Raw genomic sequence first — 16,253 nt, 5'->3', positions numbered from 1 at the left:
AAATCGCCGCCCGGGGCCTTCTTTGCGCCGCCGGCCGGCTTTGGGATTTTTTCCTGCGGACATTTTCCACAGCACGGGAACTGCGCTTTTCTTTACCTTATATTAGATGAAATGCCCGGCAAACGGATATTTTTGGGACAAAATGCAAAAATTGAGTGCCGGATCCGAGGATTTTTTACACTCTGTGTGTTGTTTTTCCCCTCCGGCGGGTGTAGAATAGTACACATTAATGAAATTTGATTCCGACAAAAAATTACATAGTTTTTTGTCGAATTTTCACAATTGCGAGGGTTTCCATTTGAAGATAGGTCTCGATATCGGCTCCACCACTATCAAATGTGTGGTGCTGGACAAAAACGACGCGATCGTCTATCAGTCTTATGAGCGGCATTTCTCCCATATCGTCAGCAAGGCCGCCGAGGTGCTGCGCCGTATTGAAAGCGAGGTCACCGGGCGTCATGCGGTGCTGGCGATCTCCGGCTCGGCGGGCATGGGGCTGGCCGACGCGTGCGGGCTGCCCTTTGTGCAGGAGGTCTTTGCCACCCGGGTGGCGGCGCAGAAGCTGTCCCCCGCCACCGACGTCATCATCGAGCTGGGCGGCGAGGACGCCAAGATCCTCTTCCTCACCGGGGGCATGGATGTGCGCATGAACGGCAGCTGCGCGGGCGGCACCGGCGCTTTTATCGACCAGATGGCCACGCTGCTCAAGCTGACGCCGGAGCAGATGAACGAAGCTGCGCTGCAGAGCGAAAAGCTCTACACCATCGCCTCCCGCTGCGGCGTATTCGCCAAAAGCGACGTGCAGCCGCTGCTCAATCAGGGCGCCCGCAAAGAGGACGTGGCCGCCTCCATCTTCGCGGCCGTGGTCAACCAGACCATCGGCGGGCTGGCGCAGGGGCGGCCCATCGAGGGCAATGTGATGTATCTGGGCGGGCCGATCACCTTTTTGTCAAAGCTGAAAGCCAGCTTTGACGACGCGTTGGGGGTGTGCGGCGTCCTGCCGGAAAATTCTCTCTATTATGTGGCGCTGGGCGCGGCTTTCTACTCCGACGAAGCTTTTGATCTGGAAGACGTGACCGCCAGCCTGGAAAACTACTCGGCCACCGCCGACTATGCCACCAGCGACCCGCTGTTCCGCACCGCGGAAGAATACGCCGCCTTTGCCGCCCGGCACGCCAAAGCGACGGTGCCCCGCGGCGAGCTGGCGCAGGCGGACGGCCCGGTACATATCGGCATCGATGCCGGCTCCACCACCGTCAAGGCGGCGGTCATCGACGGTCAGGGGCGGCTGCTCTATTCCAGCTACCAGCCCAACAGCGGCAACCCGGTGCCCATCATCCGCGCAGTGCTGCTGGAGCTATATCAACAGCGCCCCGACCTGCAGGTGGCCAGCGCCACCGCCACCGGCTACGGCGAGGAGATCGTCAAAAATGCCTTTTCGCTGGACTGCGGTGTGGTGGAGACGGTGGCGCATTTCACGGCGGCAAAGCACTTTATGCCGGACGTGGACTTTGTCATCGACATCGGCGGCCAGGACATGAAGTGCTTCAAGGTGGAGCACGGGGCCATCAGCGATATCTATCTGAACGAGGCGTGCTCTTCGGGCTGCGGCAGCTTTTTGCAGACCTTTGCCAACGCTTTGGGCTATGAGGTGCCCGAGTTTGCCAGGCTGGGCCTTTTTGCCGACCGCCCGGCGGACCTGGGCAGCCGCTGCACCGTGTTCATGAACTCCAGCGTCAAGCAGGCGCAGAAGGACGGGGCCTCGGTGGAGAATATCTCGGCCGGGCTGTCCATCAGCGTGGTCAAAAACGCGCTGTACAAGGTCATCCGTGCCTCTTCACCCGAAGAGCTGGGCCGCCGCATCGTGGTGCAGGGCGGGACCTTTTACAATGAGGCGGTGCTGCGCGCCTTTGAAAAGGAGATGGGGGTCGAGGTCGTGCGCCCCGACATCGCCGGCCTGATGGGCGCTTTCGGCGCGGCGCTGCACGGCAGGGCCAAGGCGGCGCCGGGCGCGCGCAGCGGCCTGCTGGACGCCGCAGCGCTGCAGAATTTTTCCCACGAGGTGAAAGCCGTCACCTGCAACGGCTGCGGCAATCACTGCCAGCTCACCGTCAACCTGTTCGACGGCGGGCGCAGGTTCATCTCGGGCAACCGCTGTGAAAAACCGGTGGCCGGGGGCAAGTCCGGCGGCGAGCTGAATATGTTTGAATATAAGCGCGGCCTGCTGGAGGCCTATCGGCCGGTGCCGGGCCCCCGCGGCAGGCTGGGGCTGCCCCTGGGCCTGAACCTGTACGAGCTGCTGCCTTTCTGGCACACGTTTTTCACCCAGCTGGGTTTTGAGGTGGTGACCAGCGGTGCGTCCAGCCGGGAGCTGTACCTTGCCGGGCAGGGCACCATCCCGTCGGACACGGTCTGCTTCCCCGCAAAGCTGCTGCACGGCCACATCGACCGGCTGTGCCGCATGGAGGGCGTGGACGCCATCTTTTATCCCTGCCTCACCTACAATGTAAACGAGGGGATGGGGGACAACTGCTATAACTGCCCGGTGGTGGCCTATTACCCCGAGGTGGTGGCGGCGAACTGCCGCTGCCTGGCAGGCAAAAAATTCATCTATGATTATATCGGCATCCACCGCCCCCGCGACTTTATGGCAAAGATGCCGGTGATCCTGGCAAAATATTTTGACAGGATCACAGCGGGCGAGGTGCGGCGGGCCGCCAAGGCCGCCTATGCCGAGTACGAGGCCCACATGCAGCGCATCCGCGCCGAGGGGGCGCGGGTCATCGGCACCGCGCGGGCGCAGGGACGGCCCATCGTAGTGCTCTCCGGCCGCCCGTACCACCTGGACCCGGAGGTCAACCACGGCATCGACAAGCTGATCTGCAGCCAGGGCGCGGCCCTGGTGTCCGAGGACAGCGTCGCCCATCTGGCCGGCCGCCAGCAGGTGGGGGTGCTCAACCAGTGGACCTACCACAGCCGGCTGTACGCGGCGGCCGCCTACGTCACCACCCAGCCGGACATGGAGCTGGTGCAGCTGGTCAGTTTCGGCTGCGGGGTGGACGCCATCACCACCGACGAGGTAAAGGCCATCCTGCAGGAAAAAGGCAAGATCTATACCCAGATCAAGATCGACGAGATCACCAATTTGGGCGCGGTCAATATCCGGCTGCGCAGCCTGTTCGCCGCCATCGGGCGGTGAGTTCGTTCCACCCCGGGCCGTCCTGAAAAAAGGCAGCGGTACCGCCGCGCCCGCGCAGGAGGCCCGCGCGGAAAACGCCGTTTTCTGCGCATATCGAAAGGAGTTCCGACCCATGTCTCAGACCCAACAGCAGACCGCAGCTTCCCCCCGCCTGGATTATCCCAAGTTCACCCGGGAGATGCGGGTCACCCACAAGATCCTGATCCCCCAGATGCTGCCCATCCATTTCAGCCTCATCGAAAAGGTGCTGCGGCAGGAGGGCTATGACGTTGAAGTGCTCAAAAACGACGGCCCCTCTGTGGTGCAGACCGGCCTGAAATATGTCCACAACGACACCTGTTACCCGGCGCTTCTGGTGATCGGGCAGATGATCGACGCGCTGAACAGCGGAAAATATGACCTGGAGCATACCGCCCTGATGATCACCCAGACCGGCGGCGGCTGCCGCGCGTCCAACTACATTCACCTGCTGCGCAAGGCGCTGAAAAAAGCGGGCTATGGGCAGGTGCCGGTGGTCTCGCTGAACTTTTCCGGGCTGGAAAAGGACAGTGGATTTCAGCTCACCCTGCCGCTGATCGAAAAGGTGCTGGGCGCGGTGTTCTACGGCGATATGCTGATGCTGCTGTCCAACCAGCTGCGCCCTTATGAGGACCGCAGGGGCGACGCAGACCGGCTGGTCAACTACTGGGTGGCCATGCTCAGCGACCAGTTCGCCACCGGGCACGGCTGCTCAAAGCGGGAGATGGCGCGCAATTTTGACGCCATCGCCAAAACCTTTGCCGACCTGCATGTCACCCGCACGCCAAAGGTAAAGGTGGGCGTTGTGGGCGAGATCTACATCAAATATTCCCCGCTGGGCAACAACCAGCTGGAGCGCTTTCTGGCCGGGGAGGACTGTGAGGTCAACGTGCCCGGGCTGCTGGGCTTTGTCCTTTACTGTGTGGTCAACGGGGCCGAGACCATCGACCTCTACGGCGGCAGCCGGGCGGCCAAGTCGGTCTACAAGCTGGTGATGGAGTATTTCGCCAGGCGCGAGCGGATGATGATCGCGGCCATCTCGAAATACCCCGGGCTTACGCCTCCGCCGTTGTTTTCCGCCACCATGAAATGCGCCGACGGGATCATCGGCTATGGCAACAAGATGGGCGAGGGCTGGCTGCTCACCGCCGAGATGATGGAGCTGGAACAGCACGGCGTGGACAATATCATCTGCGCCCAGCCCTTTGGCTGCCTGCCCAACCACATCTGCGGCAAGGGCATGATGAACCGCATCCGCTCGGTCTATCCCGACGCCAACATTGTGGCCATCGACTATGACCCCAGTGCTACCCGCGTCAATCAGGAGAATCGCATCAAGCTGATGCTGAGCGTTGCGCGCGAGCGTCTGGACCAAAACCCGCCCCCGGCCCCGAAAAGCCACGGCGCGGCGGCGCCGGCGGCGGACCGGTACGCACCCTTTGGAAACCCGGCCCCCGCGCCCGCAAAGATCTGACAGGCAGGTCCTGCGGCCTGCGCGGAAGAAAAGAGAGAGAAAAAGAGCCATGGCGCGCAGCCATGGCTCTTTTTGGCATAAAGAAAACCGCTCGCTGGGCGAGTGGTTCAAGAGAAGCCTTATGGCGGGCATGGAGAGAAAGGAACGCCCTTTGCTAAAAACTGATGATCGAAGAAACCATACGGCACCAGCTGGAAGAAGATGAAGCAGGTGAACAGCTGACGATGGAGAATTTCGAATAAGCCCAGTTACGGACAGCAAGCAGACGCTCTCCGGCGGCTGGCAGGCCGTACCGACGCGGTATACCGCGTGTGCTGGTATTCCAGATTTTTTACCCGCCTGTGTCCCGGCTTTGCCGGGGGATATTTATTGTTTGTCGTTCCGGCGGCCGGATCGGGGCGGCGTTCCGCCTTGCGGCAGGGAGCTGCAGAGCCCGGGCCGCGGCTTTCCCGGCCCGGATGGAACGCAGGGGCCGCCGAAAGCCGGAAGAGCCCGGCAGACGCAAAAAGGGCGCCCCCGCCCGGCCGCCCGGAAAAGGCGGAACGGAGGGAGGCGCCCTGAAAGGGGGCCTGCAGAGAGGCTGCGCCGCCCGGGCAGCCGGTTCAGGCTGCGGGGCGCAGGGGCCGGGAACCAGCGCCCGTGTCGCCGCCCGCCCGCCGGTCAAAGCGCCCGGCAAGCGCCAGCTCCACCAGCGGCACGATGGACACGAACAGCCCCAGGCCGATGGCGGCGTTCAGGTAAGCCAGCCGCGCCGGCGGCATCAGCCCGGTCAGGAAGTTGATGAGCCGGTCCGTGGAGACCAGCAGGAACAAAGCGGCGCCAAAGCGCATACACAAAATGCTGAAATAGCGCTGCGCATACCGCCAGGCAGCGCCGCTGGAGACGCTGCGCGCAGTGCGGTAGCCCCGGTGGGGATCGATGCGGCGGGGAGCGAAGCGCCGCCATACCGCGCCGGTGGCAAACAAAAGCCCCGGGATGATCAGGTCGATCAGCCAAAACCAGAGATGTTCCGCCATGGTGCTCCTCCGCCCTTTCCTGCTGAAATTTGTCGTTCTATTTTAAGAAACGAAGACCCACCGGGGTTTATTACAGCTGGATGAGGCCATTTTAGCAGAGAATTCCTTATCTTTTCCTTAAAAACGGCGAAAAAAAGCGGTTTCACATTTTTTTCACCGCGGCCCGGCGGCAAAAAGCCCCTTTGCTTTGACAGAAAGGATTTTTGTGCCGGCCGCTCTGTACGGGGCGGCCGGGGCTGAGCGGCTGGGGACAGAGGCGCTGCGGCCGCTTTTGGGCGCGGCAAAAACTGCGGTCCCGCGCCCGCTCTTTTTTTTTGCCCCGGCTTCGATTATAATGAAGAGTATCGGAATATCGCATGCCCGGCCGGGCCGCTTCCCCGCGCGGGGGGCGAGAGGGGGACCCATATGTCAAAGATCAGGATCATCTGTGTGGATCTGGACGGCACGCTGCTGCGGGACGACCACAGCACCATCCCGCCGGAAAATCTGGAGGCCATCCGGGAGGCGGCCGCCGCAGGCGTAGCAGTGGTGCCCGCCACCGGCCGCATCCTGGGGCGGCTGCCGGACGCGGTGCGGCAGATCCCCGAGATACGCTATGCCATCGTCGTCAATGGGGCCGAGGTGGTGGACCTGGCCGACGGCAGCCTGCTGCACAGCGCCTATCTGCCGATGGAGACCGCGCTGCGCATCGTGGCCCGCGGGCAGCAGCTCTCCCTCACGCCAGAGGTCTATCAGGACGGCCGCATGCTGATCCAGCGGGATGATCTGCAGCTGCTGCAGACCCGGCCCATCGAGAGGGATCATCTGCAGTATCTGCTGCGGCATGAGACGCCGCTGGAGGACCTGCAGGCCCATCTGCGCAGCCATCCGCACGGCATCTGCAAAGTGAATCTGCCCTATTTTCTCGACGAGGACCTGCGCGGCCGCCTGAGAGCGGAGCTGGAAGCCGCCGAGGAGGTGGAGGCCGCCACCTCGATGGATAAAAATCTGGAGCTGAATGCCAAGGGTGCGTCAAAAGGGGCCGCCGTGCGGGCGCTCTGCCGCGCGCTGGGGGCGGCGCCGGAAGAGGTGATGGCCATCGGCGACGGCGACAACGACCGCGAGCTGCTGGCGGCGGTCGGGTACCCGGTGGCCATGGGCAACGCGCCGCCGCAGCTGCGGGCGCTGGCCCGGCGGGTCACAGGCACCAACGAGGAGGGCGGGGTCGCCATGGCGATCCGCGCCGCACTGAAAGGGGAACTTTAAACAATGGGATACCTTGCGCTTTTGGAACAGTTCCAGCCCTGCTGCGAGCAGGAAGAGGGGGACAAGCGGGTCATTCTGGACTACTGCCGCACCTTTCCGCAGAACATCCTCACCCGCGAGAACGAGTTTGCCCATCTCACCTCCAGCGGGCTGGTGCTGAACCCCTCTCTGACGCGGGTGCTGATGGTCTATCACAACATCTATCACAGCTGGAGCTGGACTGGCGGCCACTGCGACGGCGACCCGGATTTTCTGGCCGTGGCCCTGCGCGAGGCGCAGGAGGAGACCGGCCTGGCCCGGGTACAGCCGCTTGCGGGCGAGCTGATGGGGCTGGACATCCTGCCGGTGCCCGGGCATGTGAAGCGGGGCCGCTATGTGCCCGCCCACATGCACCTGTCTGCGGCTTTTGTGCTTGTCGCACCCGAGGGGCAGGCGGTGCGGGAAAAGCCGGATGAAAACAGCGGGGTGCGCTGGTTTGATACGGGGGAGCTCTCGCGCATCTGCGAGGAGCCGGAGATGGTGCCGGTCTATGAAAAAATCATCCGCCGGGCCCGGCGCTGGCGGCAGCAAAACAGCTGACCGGGAAGACGGGGAGGTGCGCCGGCGCCTCCCCGCCGTTTTTTCATCCTCCTGACCAAACTCCGTCACCCCCTTTTCACAGTTTTGCGGTATCCTCGAAAAAGAGAAAAACAGAGGGCGAAAGCGGAGTTTTGCCCCGTTTGAGAGCCCGCCCGGACACAGCTGAGGGCGGCGGAGAGGAGGCCGGGCGGAAGATGAGAGGTTTTTGGAAGATGGCTGCGGTGCTGGCCGCGCTCGGCCTGCTGCTTGCGGCCTGCGGCGCAGAGCGCGCCGAGGTTGTCACTGCCAGCAGCTTTTACGGCCGCGTCACCGCCGTAGACGCCAACGTGGTGACCGTGGCGGTGGCCAGCCTGCCGCAGGACGCCGATAAAGCCGCTGTGGAAAAAGACTTACAGGAGGGCCAAGCGCTGGAATACACGGGGGAAGACTGCACCGTGACGGTGCAGAACCTGGACTTGATCACCGAGGCGGACGACTCCGGCAGCCGCACCGGGCTGACGCTGCTGCAGGTGGGCGCCTATGTCTATATGGAGCTGCTCACCGACGAGAGCGGGGCGGCCACCGCCACTGCGGTGACGGTGCTGCGCGGGGACGGCGCGCAAAGCGGCGGCGATCTTCCGCCCCGGTGAGCGCCGGCCGCCGCGCGGCTGCGGCTTTTGCCCGCTGTCCGGCGCCGCAGATGGGCGCGCCGCGCCGCCGCCCGTGCATGCCGCGGGGGAGCGGGCCCTTTTCATTTTTCACGCTTTGCAGATTTTTTTCTTCCCTGCCGCGGCGCAGTTTGTGGTACAATAGCTTTGATCGGCTTTGCCGGTCAAAGCTATTGCTTTTTTAAGGGGGCGCGGCGATGAGCGCGGTGAAGATGGACCCGGGCCGGGGGCTGATCTGCGGCCTGATCTGTGTGGATCTGGGCGCAGAGTCCCGGCTGCGCTTTGTAGACCCGGCGCTGGCGGAACAGCTCTCTCTGCCGCCCGCGGGCGCGCCCGTGCAGGAGCTGGTCCTGCCGGAGGACTGGGCGGCCGTGGAAACGGCCCTGCGCGCCCAGCTGGCCGCAGGGGACGAGGTGCGGCTCTCGTTCCGGCTGACGCAGCCTGCGGACGCCGCGCCGGCGGCGGTCAGCTGTTCCGGGCGGCGTGAGGGCGGCGTGCTTTGGGCGGCGCTGGCGCTGGCCCCCCGCGATTTTTATCAGAGCTATGAACAGCTCACCCAGTGGTACGATGGGTTTCGCGCCCTGCTGGAAAACTCCGGCCAGCAGGCCTATGAGTGGGACCTGAGGGCGCGCACCCTCTCGGAGGCGGGCTTCCAGTCGCTGCTCTGGCGCGAACTGATGGGGGCCGAGCCGCTGCTGGCAGTGGACGAGGACGGCATCCCGTCCAGTGAAAACGTTTATCTGGCCGACGTGCCGGCCTTTCGCAGGCTGCACCGCAGCGTGCTGGCCGGTGGTGCGGGCGGCAGCGTCGAGCTGCGCATGCGCACCAGCTACGGCACCTATCGCTGGTGCCGCCTGACGCTGGCCACCCTTTACGACCTGGAGGGCAAGCCTCGGCGCGCCGTGGGGCTGCTGGCGGATATCGACGAGGAAAAGCGCGAGGCGCTGGCGCTGGCCCAGCGCACCGAGAGAGACCAGCTCACCGGCCTGTTCAACGGCGGAACGCTGCGGGCAAAGATGCTCACGGCCCTGGAAAAGCTGGAGAGCGGCTATATCGCGCTGTATGTGGTGGATATCGACCACTATCAGGAGGTGACCGACCGCCTGGGCATCCTGTTCGGGGAGGCGGTGCTGATCGGCGCGGCGGATAAGCTGTCCGCAGCGGCGGGCGAGGGCGCGGTCTGCGGGCGCATCGGCGCCACCACCCTGGCGGTCTACCGGCGGGCCGCTTCGCGGCGCGAGGCGGCGGCCCTGGGGCGCGGTTTCTGTGAAAAGATGCGCCAGAGCCTGGCCGACGGCAAACAGGAACTGTGCATCACCGCCAGCGTCGGGCTGGTGCTGATCCCGCCCGGGGAAAGGGACTTTTCGCTGCTGCTGCGGCAGGCCGACTTGGCGCTGGCGGCAGCCAAGCGGGCGGGCGGCGGGCGGCTGGTGGCCTATCGCCGCGGCATCCGCGACGACGGGGCGGACGCAGGAGCCTATTTCGGCGAGGCGCCCGCGGCCGCCGGTTCGGCGAAATCGTTCAACGAAAACATGTTTTATCTGTTTTTCAACATGCTCTATGAGGGCGAGGACCCGGACCGCGCGGTCGATCTGGTGCTGCGCACTGCCGGGCAGCATTTCCACGTCTCCCGCGCCTATATCTATGAGGCGGAACCTGAGGACCGCCAGATCCTGCGGCTGACCCATGAGTGGTGCAGCGATGAGACCGAGAGCCTCAGCGGCCGGCTGGAGACCTTTTCCATCGCGGGCGAGAGCGCCGCAGTGCGGGAGGCCCGCGCCGGGCTGTACCAGTGCGACGACACCGGCGCGCCCGGCGCGCTGCCCCGGGATATCCTGCCGCGGGTCCAGGAGCGCGGCATCCGCGCCTTTCTGCAGTACGGCATCCAGGACCACGGGCTTTACCGCGGCTGTATCGGCTTTGACGACTGTGTGGCCCCGCGCATCTGGACCGACGAGGAGGGCGAGACGCTGGGCCGCATCGCAAATATCGTGGGCGGCTACCTGCTGCGCATCCGCGCGCAGGAGCGGCGGGCCCGTCAGGACCCGCGCACCGGGCTGCCCAGCTTTCCGCGTTTTCGCAGGCAGGCCGCCCGCACCCTGGCCGACCGCTCTGAAGAGGGCTGGGCGATGATGAGCATCGATATCGTGCGCTTCGGCGACATCGGCGACACCTTTGGCGCAGAGACCTCGGAACGGCTGCTGGCCCGCCTTGGGGCCCAGCTGCGCGGCCAGCTGTCCGGCGGCGAACTGGCCTGCAGAGTGCGGCGGGATGAGTTCGCTCTGCTGGTGCGCCAGCGGGAGGGGGAGACGCTGCTGGAGCGGGCGCGGCGGTTCGAGCGCGATTTCGCGCCCGCCGCGCGGGCGCTGCTGGGCAGCTACGACCTGAGGTTCCGCTGTGGGTTCAGCCCGGTGGCGCGGGGCGGGGCGGCCTTTTCCGCCCTGTACGACTGTGCGGCGCTGGCGCGCCGCCGGGCGCGCCGCGGTGGCCGCGGCGGCTGCGTTTACTACAGCGCCGAGCTGGGCGCCGAGGAACAGCGCCGCCGCGCCATAGAGCGGCAGGCAGGCAAAGCGCTGGCGGACCGGCAGTTCCAGTTGGCCCTGGCGCCGGTGGTGTCGCTGGAAAGCGGCCGCCCCGCGGGGGCGCGGGTGCTGACCCGCTGGAGCAGCCCGGCCCTGGGTGAACTGCGGCAGGAGGAATTTTTGCCCCAGTTTGAGGAGAATGGCTTTGTATTGGCGCTGGACTATTATCTGATCGACGAGACCTGCGCGCTGCTGCGCCGCTGGCAGAGGGCCGGCCTGACGCTGCCGGTCACGGTGCCCTTTTCGCGCCTGCATCTGGCGCAGTGCGACTTTGTCGCCCGGGTGACGGCCTCGGCCGACAAGGCCGGGGTGCCGCGCCGCCTGCTGCGGCTGGAACTGTCCGACAGCACAGGCCTGAGAGACAACGCCGGGGCGCTGGACACGCTGCGCGCGCTGCGGGAGGCGGGCTTTGCGGTCGCTGTGGGGGACTTTGCCCTCAACGACTCGGTGATCGACCTGCGGGGAAAGACCCCCTGCGACCAGGTAGTGCTGCCGCGGCAGCTGTTCGCTTCAGCGCAGGAGGAGCCTTTGCTGGAGGGGCTGATGCAGGTGGTGGAGGCACTGGGGCTCTCCGCGCTGGCCCGCGGGGTGGAGACAGAGGCCGAGGCCGAGCGGCTGCGGCGCGCGGGCTGCCTGCTGGCAGAGGGCGGCGCCTTTTCCGTGCCGCTTTCCCCGGCGGAGGCGGAAGAGCTCTTTCGGCAGGAGCGGGAATGACCGAAAAAAGACCTCCCGGTCCCGCCGCGGCCGCAAGGCGGGAAAAAGCGACGGTTATCCCTGCCGGACCGCGCCGCGGGTGCAGAGGCATCGGCGGCTGGGGCGCAAAAGACCGGCGGGAGGGGCTTTGAGCGCGCCAGCCCGCAGCGGATGCCTGCTGCAGAAGCGCCGAAAAACGGCCCCGCGGGATGCGTTTTGCCGTAGACCTGCCGCGAAAAGTTGGTTTGGTTTTTGTGAGAGTTTGGCGGCAAAGCCCCCTCTGCGGCGCCGGTGTGAAACAGAGACAGACGGAGGGCCGCGGCGGGAAGCAGTCTTTTAAAGCGCCCGGGAAAACGTGTTCTTGACGCGTTTTCCCGGGCGCTTTTTGCAGCTCCGTATTCCAGCGTTTCAGCTTTCCGGCAGTTCTGCGGTCTGGCGGCTCTATGTCCCGGCGCTTTTGCGACCCGGCGGTTCTGCGGCCGGACGCTTCCATGTCCCGGCGCTTCTGCAGCGCGGCAATTCCGCGTCCCGTCACTTCCACGCCCCAGCGGTTCCAGGTCCCGGCAGTTCCACAGTCCCGACACTTCCACGGCCCGGCGGCAGGCGCGGAGCAGAGGGCGCGCGGCGGCGGGAGCAAAAAAACGCCCGGCGGCCGAAAAGACGGCCCCGGGGCACGGCGCCTGGTGTTCTGTGCCGGGCTTTTCCGCCATATAGTTAGATAGCGGAAAGGGGGAAGCGCGATGCAGGACTGGATCTTGGCCGCTATGACGGAATATGGGGCGCTGGGCGTTTTTGCGCTGATCCTGCTGGAAAACGTGTTTCCCCCCATCCCCAGCGAGGTCATCCTCACTTTCGGCGGGTTCATGACCACAAAGGCCGGCCTCACCCCGCTGACGGTGATCCTGGCGGCCACGGCCGGCTCGCTGGCCGGAGCGCTGATCCTTTACGGGGCGGGCACCCTGCTGGACCGGCCCCGGCTGCTGCGGCTGACCAAAAAGTATGGCCGTTATCTGGGGTTTGAGGCCGCGGATCTGGAGCGAAGCCTGGACACCTATGAAAAATACCAGAAAAAGACGATTTTCCTCTGCCGCATGGTGCCCATCCTGCGCAGCCTGATCTCGGTGCCGGCCGGTATGGCCCGCATGGCCGCGCTGCCTTTTCTGCTGCTCACTGCCGCCGGTTCGCTGATCTGGAACACCGTGCTGGTGCTCGCCGGCGCGGCGCTGGGGGATGCCTGGGCGCTGCTGCTGCCCTATCTGGACACCTACGGCAACCTGGTGATCGCGGTGGCCATTTTGCTGGCGGTGCTGCTGGGCATGCGGCGGCATGCGCGCCGGCAGGCACTGCGCCGCAGGGCGCAGGCGGAAAGCGCAGATCAGAAAGAACAGAAAAAAGGGGCGGCATAGCCGCCCCTTTTGACTTGCGTTCTTACCTGGCCAGGGCCACGATGATGTCGCAGCACTTTTCCAGCCCGAATACGCCGCTGTCCAGCGTCAGATGGTAATTGTCCGCCATGCCCCAGACCTGATCGGTATAGCGCCGGTACTGGCTTGCCCGGGCCTTGTCTTTTTTGGCGAGGATCTTTTCAGGCGATTTTGGAGAAATGTTGTACAGCTCCACCGCGCGCTTTACCTTGTGCGCCATGTCCGCGTGGATAAAAACGTTCAGGCAGTCGGTGCGCTCGCGCAGGATATAATCCGCCGAACGGCCCACAATGACGCAGGGCTCTTTCTCCGCCAGTTCGCGGATAATGTTGTTTTGCAGGATCTGCACTTTGTCCGCGGGGGGCAGGGTCTCGGGTGAAAACGCGCCCTGGGTGTAGATGCCGCCCACGGACAGGTTGTACAGCAGGCTGCTGGTGGAGGAATACTCCCCGGTCTCCTCAACGAAGTCCAGGGCGAAACCGCTCTCTTTTGCCACAAGCTGGATCAGTTCACGGTCATAAAATTTGACCCCCAGTTTGTCCGCGACCATTTTGCCGATCGCGCGCCCGCCGCTGCCAAACTCACGGCTGATGGTGATGACCCTTTTGGACATACAACGAACCTCCGTTTCCGAAAAGCGGACAGACTGTGCAGAGTGCCGAAGGAACAGGCCTGTGCCGCTTTGTTTTTGTATCTTTATTATAGCTGCAAACACGGCGCTCGACAAGCCGTCCGGGCGGCAAAATTTTTCTGGGGGAAAAGTTAGACAATACTACCTGTCCAAAACCAGACAAAACAACCAAAATGTAAAATGAAAGTAAAGAAATTATTGACAAAATACAGACGGATAAAGTATGATGAACGCGTAAGGTGATTGCGAGAGAAAAGAGACTGCAGGCACCCCGAGTCGACCGGGGATGCTATGCGGTTTTTTTGTTGCCTTTTTGGCTCTCCTGTTTTCACATCTCATGGATTTTCCGATCGGAGCAACGTCTCAAGCGGCAATATGACCCGGCGGCGGGGAGGAGGTTTCCCGCCGCCGGAAAGTAAAGGGGATGGATTTTCGATGAAATTCAAGAATGCAAGTGTCCAGAAGTGGGTCACCCTGATCGTGGTCGCCATTGCCGGCGGCCTGATGACCAAATTGCCCTATTTGCGCGAAACTTATATGGAGCCGCTGCAGGCGGCCACCGGCGCCACCAAGACCCAGCTGGGCATGCTGATGTCTGCCTACGGCATCGTCAACTTTATCTGCTATTTCCCCGGCGGCATCCTGGCGGATAAATTTTCGGCCAAAAGCCTGATCGTATTTTCCTGCTTTGGCACTGCGCTGGCGGGCTTCTGGTTCTACACCATGCCCAGCTTTGTCTGGCTGCTGGTGATCCACGGCGTTTTTGCCATCACCACAGTGTTCACTTTCTGGGCAGCCATGGTCAAGGTGATCAACAACCTGGGCTCGCCGGAGGAGCAGGGCAAGCTGTTCGGCTCGCTGGAGGGCGGCCGCGGGCTGATCGGCACGCTGGTGGCCTTTGGGTCGGTGGCAGTGTTCTCCCGCGCGGCCGACAGCATCGGCGGCCTGCGGGGCACCATCATCTTCTACAGCGTGCTGCTGCTGGTCGCAGGCGTGCTGTCGATGATCTTTATCCCCAACAACAAGCCGGAAAAAGCCGTCAAGAAAACCGAGAACAAAGAGAGCGCCCCGCTGAAGTGGAAAAACTTCGTCGAGGTGGCCAAGATGCCGCGGGTCTGGCTGTGCGGCGTGCTGGTGGTCTGCAACTATGCGGCCCTGATCTTCCACGGCTATGTCACGCCTTACCTGTCCCAGGCTTTCGGCCTGAGCGATTCCACCGTCGCCACCCTCAGCGTGGTGCGCACCTATTTTATGATGATGGTGGGCGCCGTGGCAGCGGGCTTCATCGCCGACAAGGTGGGCAGCCGCATCAAGTTCATCCAGTGGGCGTTCGTGGGCATGACCGTTTTCGCCGCCTGCTACCTGCTGATCCCGGCCAACCGGGGGGCGGTCTGGGTGATCGTGGTCAACTTTATCCTTTACGGCCTGTGCCTTTACAGCATCAAAGCGCTGTATTTCTCCACCATCGATGAGGTGCTGATCCCCAAGCGTCTGGCAGGCACGGCCTCCGGCATCATCTCGCTGGTGGGCTATGCGCCTGAGATCTTCCTCTACACGGTCAGCGGCAACATGGTGGACAACGCCGAGGGCCTCCAGGGCTACAAATTGTGCTTTTTGTGGATGGTCATCCTCTCCGCCGTCGGCTTTGTCTGCGCCATCGTGCTGCGGCGGCTGAACGCAAAAGCCATCCAGCAGGCAAAAGTGGAAGGGGCGCCGGTCTGAGGCCGGGCACAGCAAAACAGGAGGCGAGACCATGTCAGAGCGATTGCTCAGCTCCGTCAACAGCGATTATAACAACGACCTGCACAACTGGGCCGAGATCGAGCGCCAGGTGACCAACATCGCCTGGGCGGGCTTTACCCATACCCAGTGGATCCACGACTGGGAGGGGGAGTATCTCTACAGTGCCAGCGAGATGTTCCAGGTGCGCGACCTGCTGCGCAGCGTGGGGGTGAAAGCGCACAGCATCCACGCGTCCGAGGGCGGCCGCCGCACCATCCGAGTGAACGGCAGGCCGGTGTTCCGCAACCGCACCCGCCTTGCGGATATCCGCAAGGACTATACCTCCGTCAACGAGTATACCCGCCTTGCGGGCGTGGACCTGCTGAAGAACCGGGTGGACCTGTGCAGCCATATCGGGGCCTCGGTGATGGTGCTGCACATGCAGCTGCCCTATGAAATGTTCGAGAAGAACCCCGCGGACAAAGAGGAGTATTACCGCCAGGTCTGCAAATCTTTTGATGAGCTGCGGGATTACGCCAAGGCCGCCGGGGTGCGTGTGGCGCTGGAAAATCTGATCTGCACGCCGCCCTGCCATCAGGAGGAGGAGTTTGAGCGGATGTTCGACCGCTATGACGAGGAGTTCCTCGGCTTCTGCTTTGACTCCGGCCACGGCAGCCTGATGTGCCGGGACAATTACTATTACTTCCTGGAAAAATATTATAAGCGCATGTACGCCACCCACCTGCAGGACAATGATTCGATCAGCGAAGAGCTGGCGGGGGACGACAGCGAGGTGCTGCTGCATGACAAGCACCGGCCTCCCTTTACCGGCGTGCTGGACTGGGAGAAGATCGCGGATTATGCGGCAAAGGCGCCGCTGCAGCTGCCCGCGGATTTTGAGGTGGGCATTTACGGCAGCACCCCGGAAGAAGAGATGGAAGGTCTGAGGGACTGCCGCGAAAAAGCGGAGCGGTTTTACCGCATGGTGCAGCAGCGCCGGGAAGCTTAAAGCGCTGTTTTTCC

11 protein-coding genes are annotated in these 16,253 nt (G+C 63.7%); 9 read left to right on the top strand and 2 right to left on the bottom strand.

All coding sequences use genetic code 11. From position 1 onward, the window contains the following. The first annotated feature begins 298 nt into the window (after window positions 1–298). A complete protein-coding gene (locus H8S23_RS04060; RefSeq protein ID WP_186887012.1) occupies window positions 299–3,199 on the top strand; it encodes an acyl-CoA dehydratase activase in 2,901 nt (966 codons plus the stop codon). Between the two features lie 112 nt (window positions 3,200–3,311). Further along, window positions 3,312–4,691 (top strand): 2-hydroxyacyl-CoA dehydratase, encoded by a 1,380-nt coding sequence (locus H8S23_RS04055; RefSeq protein WP_186887011.1) that lies wholly within the window; start codon window positions 3,312–3,314, stop codon window positions 4,689–4,691. Between the two features lie 602 nt (window positions 4,692–5,293). Here the strand turns inward: H8S23_RS04055 and H8S23_RS04050 are convergent. Then, window positions 5,294–5,707, bottom strand: a complete 414-nt coding sequence (locus tag H8S23_RS04050) for an SdpI family protein (protein ID WP_186887010.1) — start codon at window positions 5,705–5,707, stop codon at window positions 5,294–5,296. Window positions 5,708–6,112: 405 nt separating this feature from the next. Here H8S23_RS04050 and H8S23_RS04045 point away from each other — a divergent pair, with 405 nt between their 5' ends. The 5 genes from H8S23_RS04045 (at window position 6,113) to H8S23_RS04025 (ending at window position 12,859) form a co-directional block, all read left to right on the top strand. Next, window positions 6,113–6,952, top strand: coding sequence for a Cof-type HAD-IIB family hydrolase (locus H8S23_RS04045; RefSeq protein ID WP_186887009.1), 840 nt, complete (start codon window positions 6,113–6,115; stop codon window positions 6,950–6,952). A 3-nt stretch (window positions 6,953–6,955) separates the two neighbouring features. Continuing rightward, window positions 6,956–7,531, top strand: a complete 576-nt coding sequence (locus H8S23_RS04040) for an NUDIX hydrolase (protein ID WP_186887008.1) — start codon at window positions 6,956–6,958, stop codon at window positions 7,529–7,531. Window positions 7,532–7,725: 194 nt separating this feature from the next. Beyond that, on the top strand, window positions 7,726–8,160 hold the full coding sequence (locus H8S23_RS04035; protein WP_186887007.1) for a hypothetical protein: 435 nt from the start codon (window positions 7,726–7,728) through the stop codon (window positions 8,158–8,160). A 215-nt stretch (window positions 8,161–8,375) separates the two neighbouring features. Continuing rightward, on the top strand, window positions 8,376–11,474 hold the full coding sequence (locus H8S23_RS04030; RefSeq protein WP_186887006.1) for an EAL domain-containing protein: 3,099 nt from the start codon (window positions 8,376–8,378) through the stop codon (window positions 11,472–11,474). 719 nt (window positions 11,475–12,193) lie between these two features. After that, entirely contained in the window at window positions 12,194–12,859 is a 666-nt protein-coding gene (locus tag H8S23_RS04025) for a DedA family protein (RefSeq protein ID WP_186887005.1), read from the top strand. A 22-nt stretch (window positions 12,860–12,881) separates the two neighbouring features. Here H8S23_RS04025 and H8S23_RS04020 read toward each other — a convergent pair whose 3' ends face one another. Next, window positions 12,882–13,490 carry a cytidylate kinase-like family protein gene (locus H8S23_RS04020; RefSeq protein ID WP_186887004.1) on the bottom strand — a complete coding sequence of 203 codons (609 nt, stop codon included), beginning with the start codon at window positions 13,488–13,490 and terminating at the stop codon, window positions 12,882–12,884. A 453-nt stretch (window positions 13,491–13,943) separates the two neighbouring features. On the opposite strand from H8S23_RS04020, the gene H8S23_RS04015 reads away from it, so the two are divergent. Continuing rightward, window positions 13,944–15,230: an MFS transporter gene (locus H8S23_RS04015; RefSeq protein ID WP_186887003.1), complete on the top strand. Its 1,287-nt coding sequence runs from the start codon at window positions 13,944–13,946 to the stop codon at window positions 15,228–15,230. A gap of 31 nt (window positions 15,231–15,261) precedes the next feature. After that, window positions 15,262–16,239 carry a sugar phosphate isomerase/epimerase family protein gene (locus tag H8S23_RS04010; protein ID WP_186887002.1) on the top strand — a complete coding sequence of 326 codons (978 nt, stop codon included), beginning with the start codon at window positions 15,262–15,264 and terminating at the stop codon, window positions 16,237–16,239. Window positions 16,240–16,253: the final 14 nt, after the last annotated feature.

Source organism: Anaerofilum hominis (assembly GCF_014287275.1).
Taxonomy (GTDB): Bacteria; Bacillota; Clostridia; order Oscillospirales; family Ruminococcaceae; genus Pygmaiobacter; species Pygmaiobacter hominis.
The sequence above is the reverse complement of the archived record's forward strand: the minus strand, read 5'-3'. Positions and strand labels throughout refer to the sequence as shown.

Coding starts and splice junctions, on each gene's coding strand:
- H8S23_RS04055 (WP_186887011.1), top strand. CDS start 3,312: ATGTCTCAGACCCAACAGCAGACCGCAGCTTCCCCCCGCCTGGATTAT.
- H8S23_RS04050 (WP_186887010.1), bottom strand. CDS start 5,707: ATGGCGGAACATCTCTGGTTTTGGCTGATCGACCTGATCATCCCGGGG.
- H8S23_RS04045 (WP_186887009.1), top strand. CDS start 6,113: ATGTCAAAGATCAGGATCATCTGTGTGGATCTGGACGGCACGCTGCTG.
- H8S23_RS04040 (WP_186887008.1), top strand. CDS start 6,956: ATGGGATACCTTGCGCTTTTGGAACAGTTCCAGCCCTGCTGCGAGCAG.
- H8S23_RS04035 (WP_186887007.1), top strand. CDS start 7,726: ATGAGAGGTTTTTGGAAGATGGCTGCGGTGCTGGCCGCGCTCGGCCTG.
- H8S23_RS04030 (WP_186887006.1), top strand. CDS start 8,376: ATGAGCGCGGTGAAGATGGACCCGGGCCGGGGGCTGATCTGCGGCCTG.
- H8S23_RS04025 (WP_186887005.1), top strand. CDS start 12,194: ATGCAGGACTGGATCTTGGCCGCTATGACGGAATATGGGGCGCTGGGC.
- H8S23_RS04020 (WP_186887004.1), bottom strand. CDS start 13,490: ATGTCCAAAAGGGTCATCACCATCAGCCGTGAGTTTGGCAGCGGCGGG.
- H8S23_RS04015 (WP_186887003.1), top strand. CDS start 13,944: ATGAAATTCAAGAATGCAAGTGTCCAGAAGTGGGTCACCCTGATCGTG.
- H8S23_RS04010 (WP_186887002.1), top strand. CDS start 15,262: ATGTCAGAGCGATTGCTCAGCTCCGTCAACAGCGATTATAACAACGAC.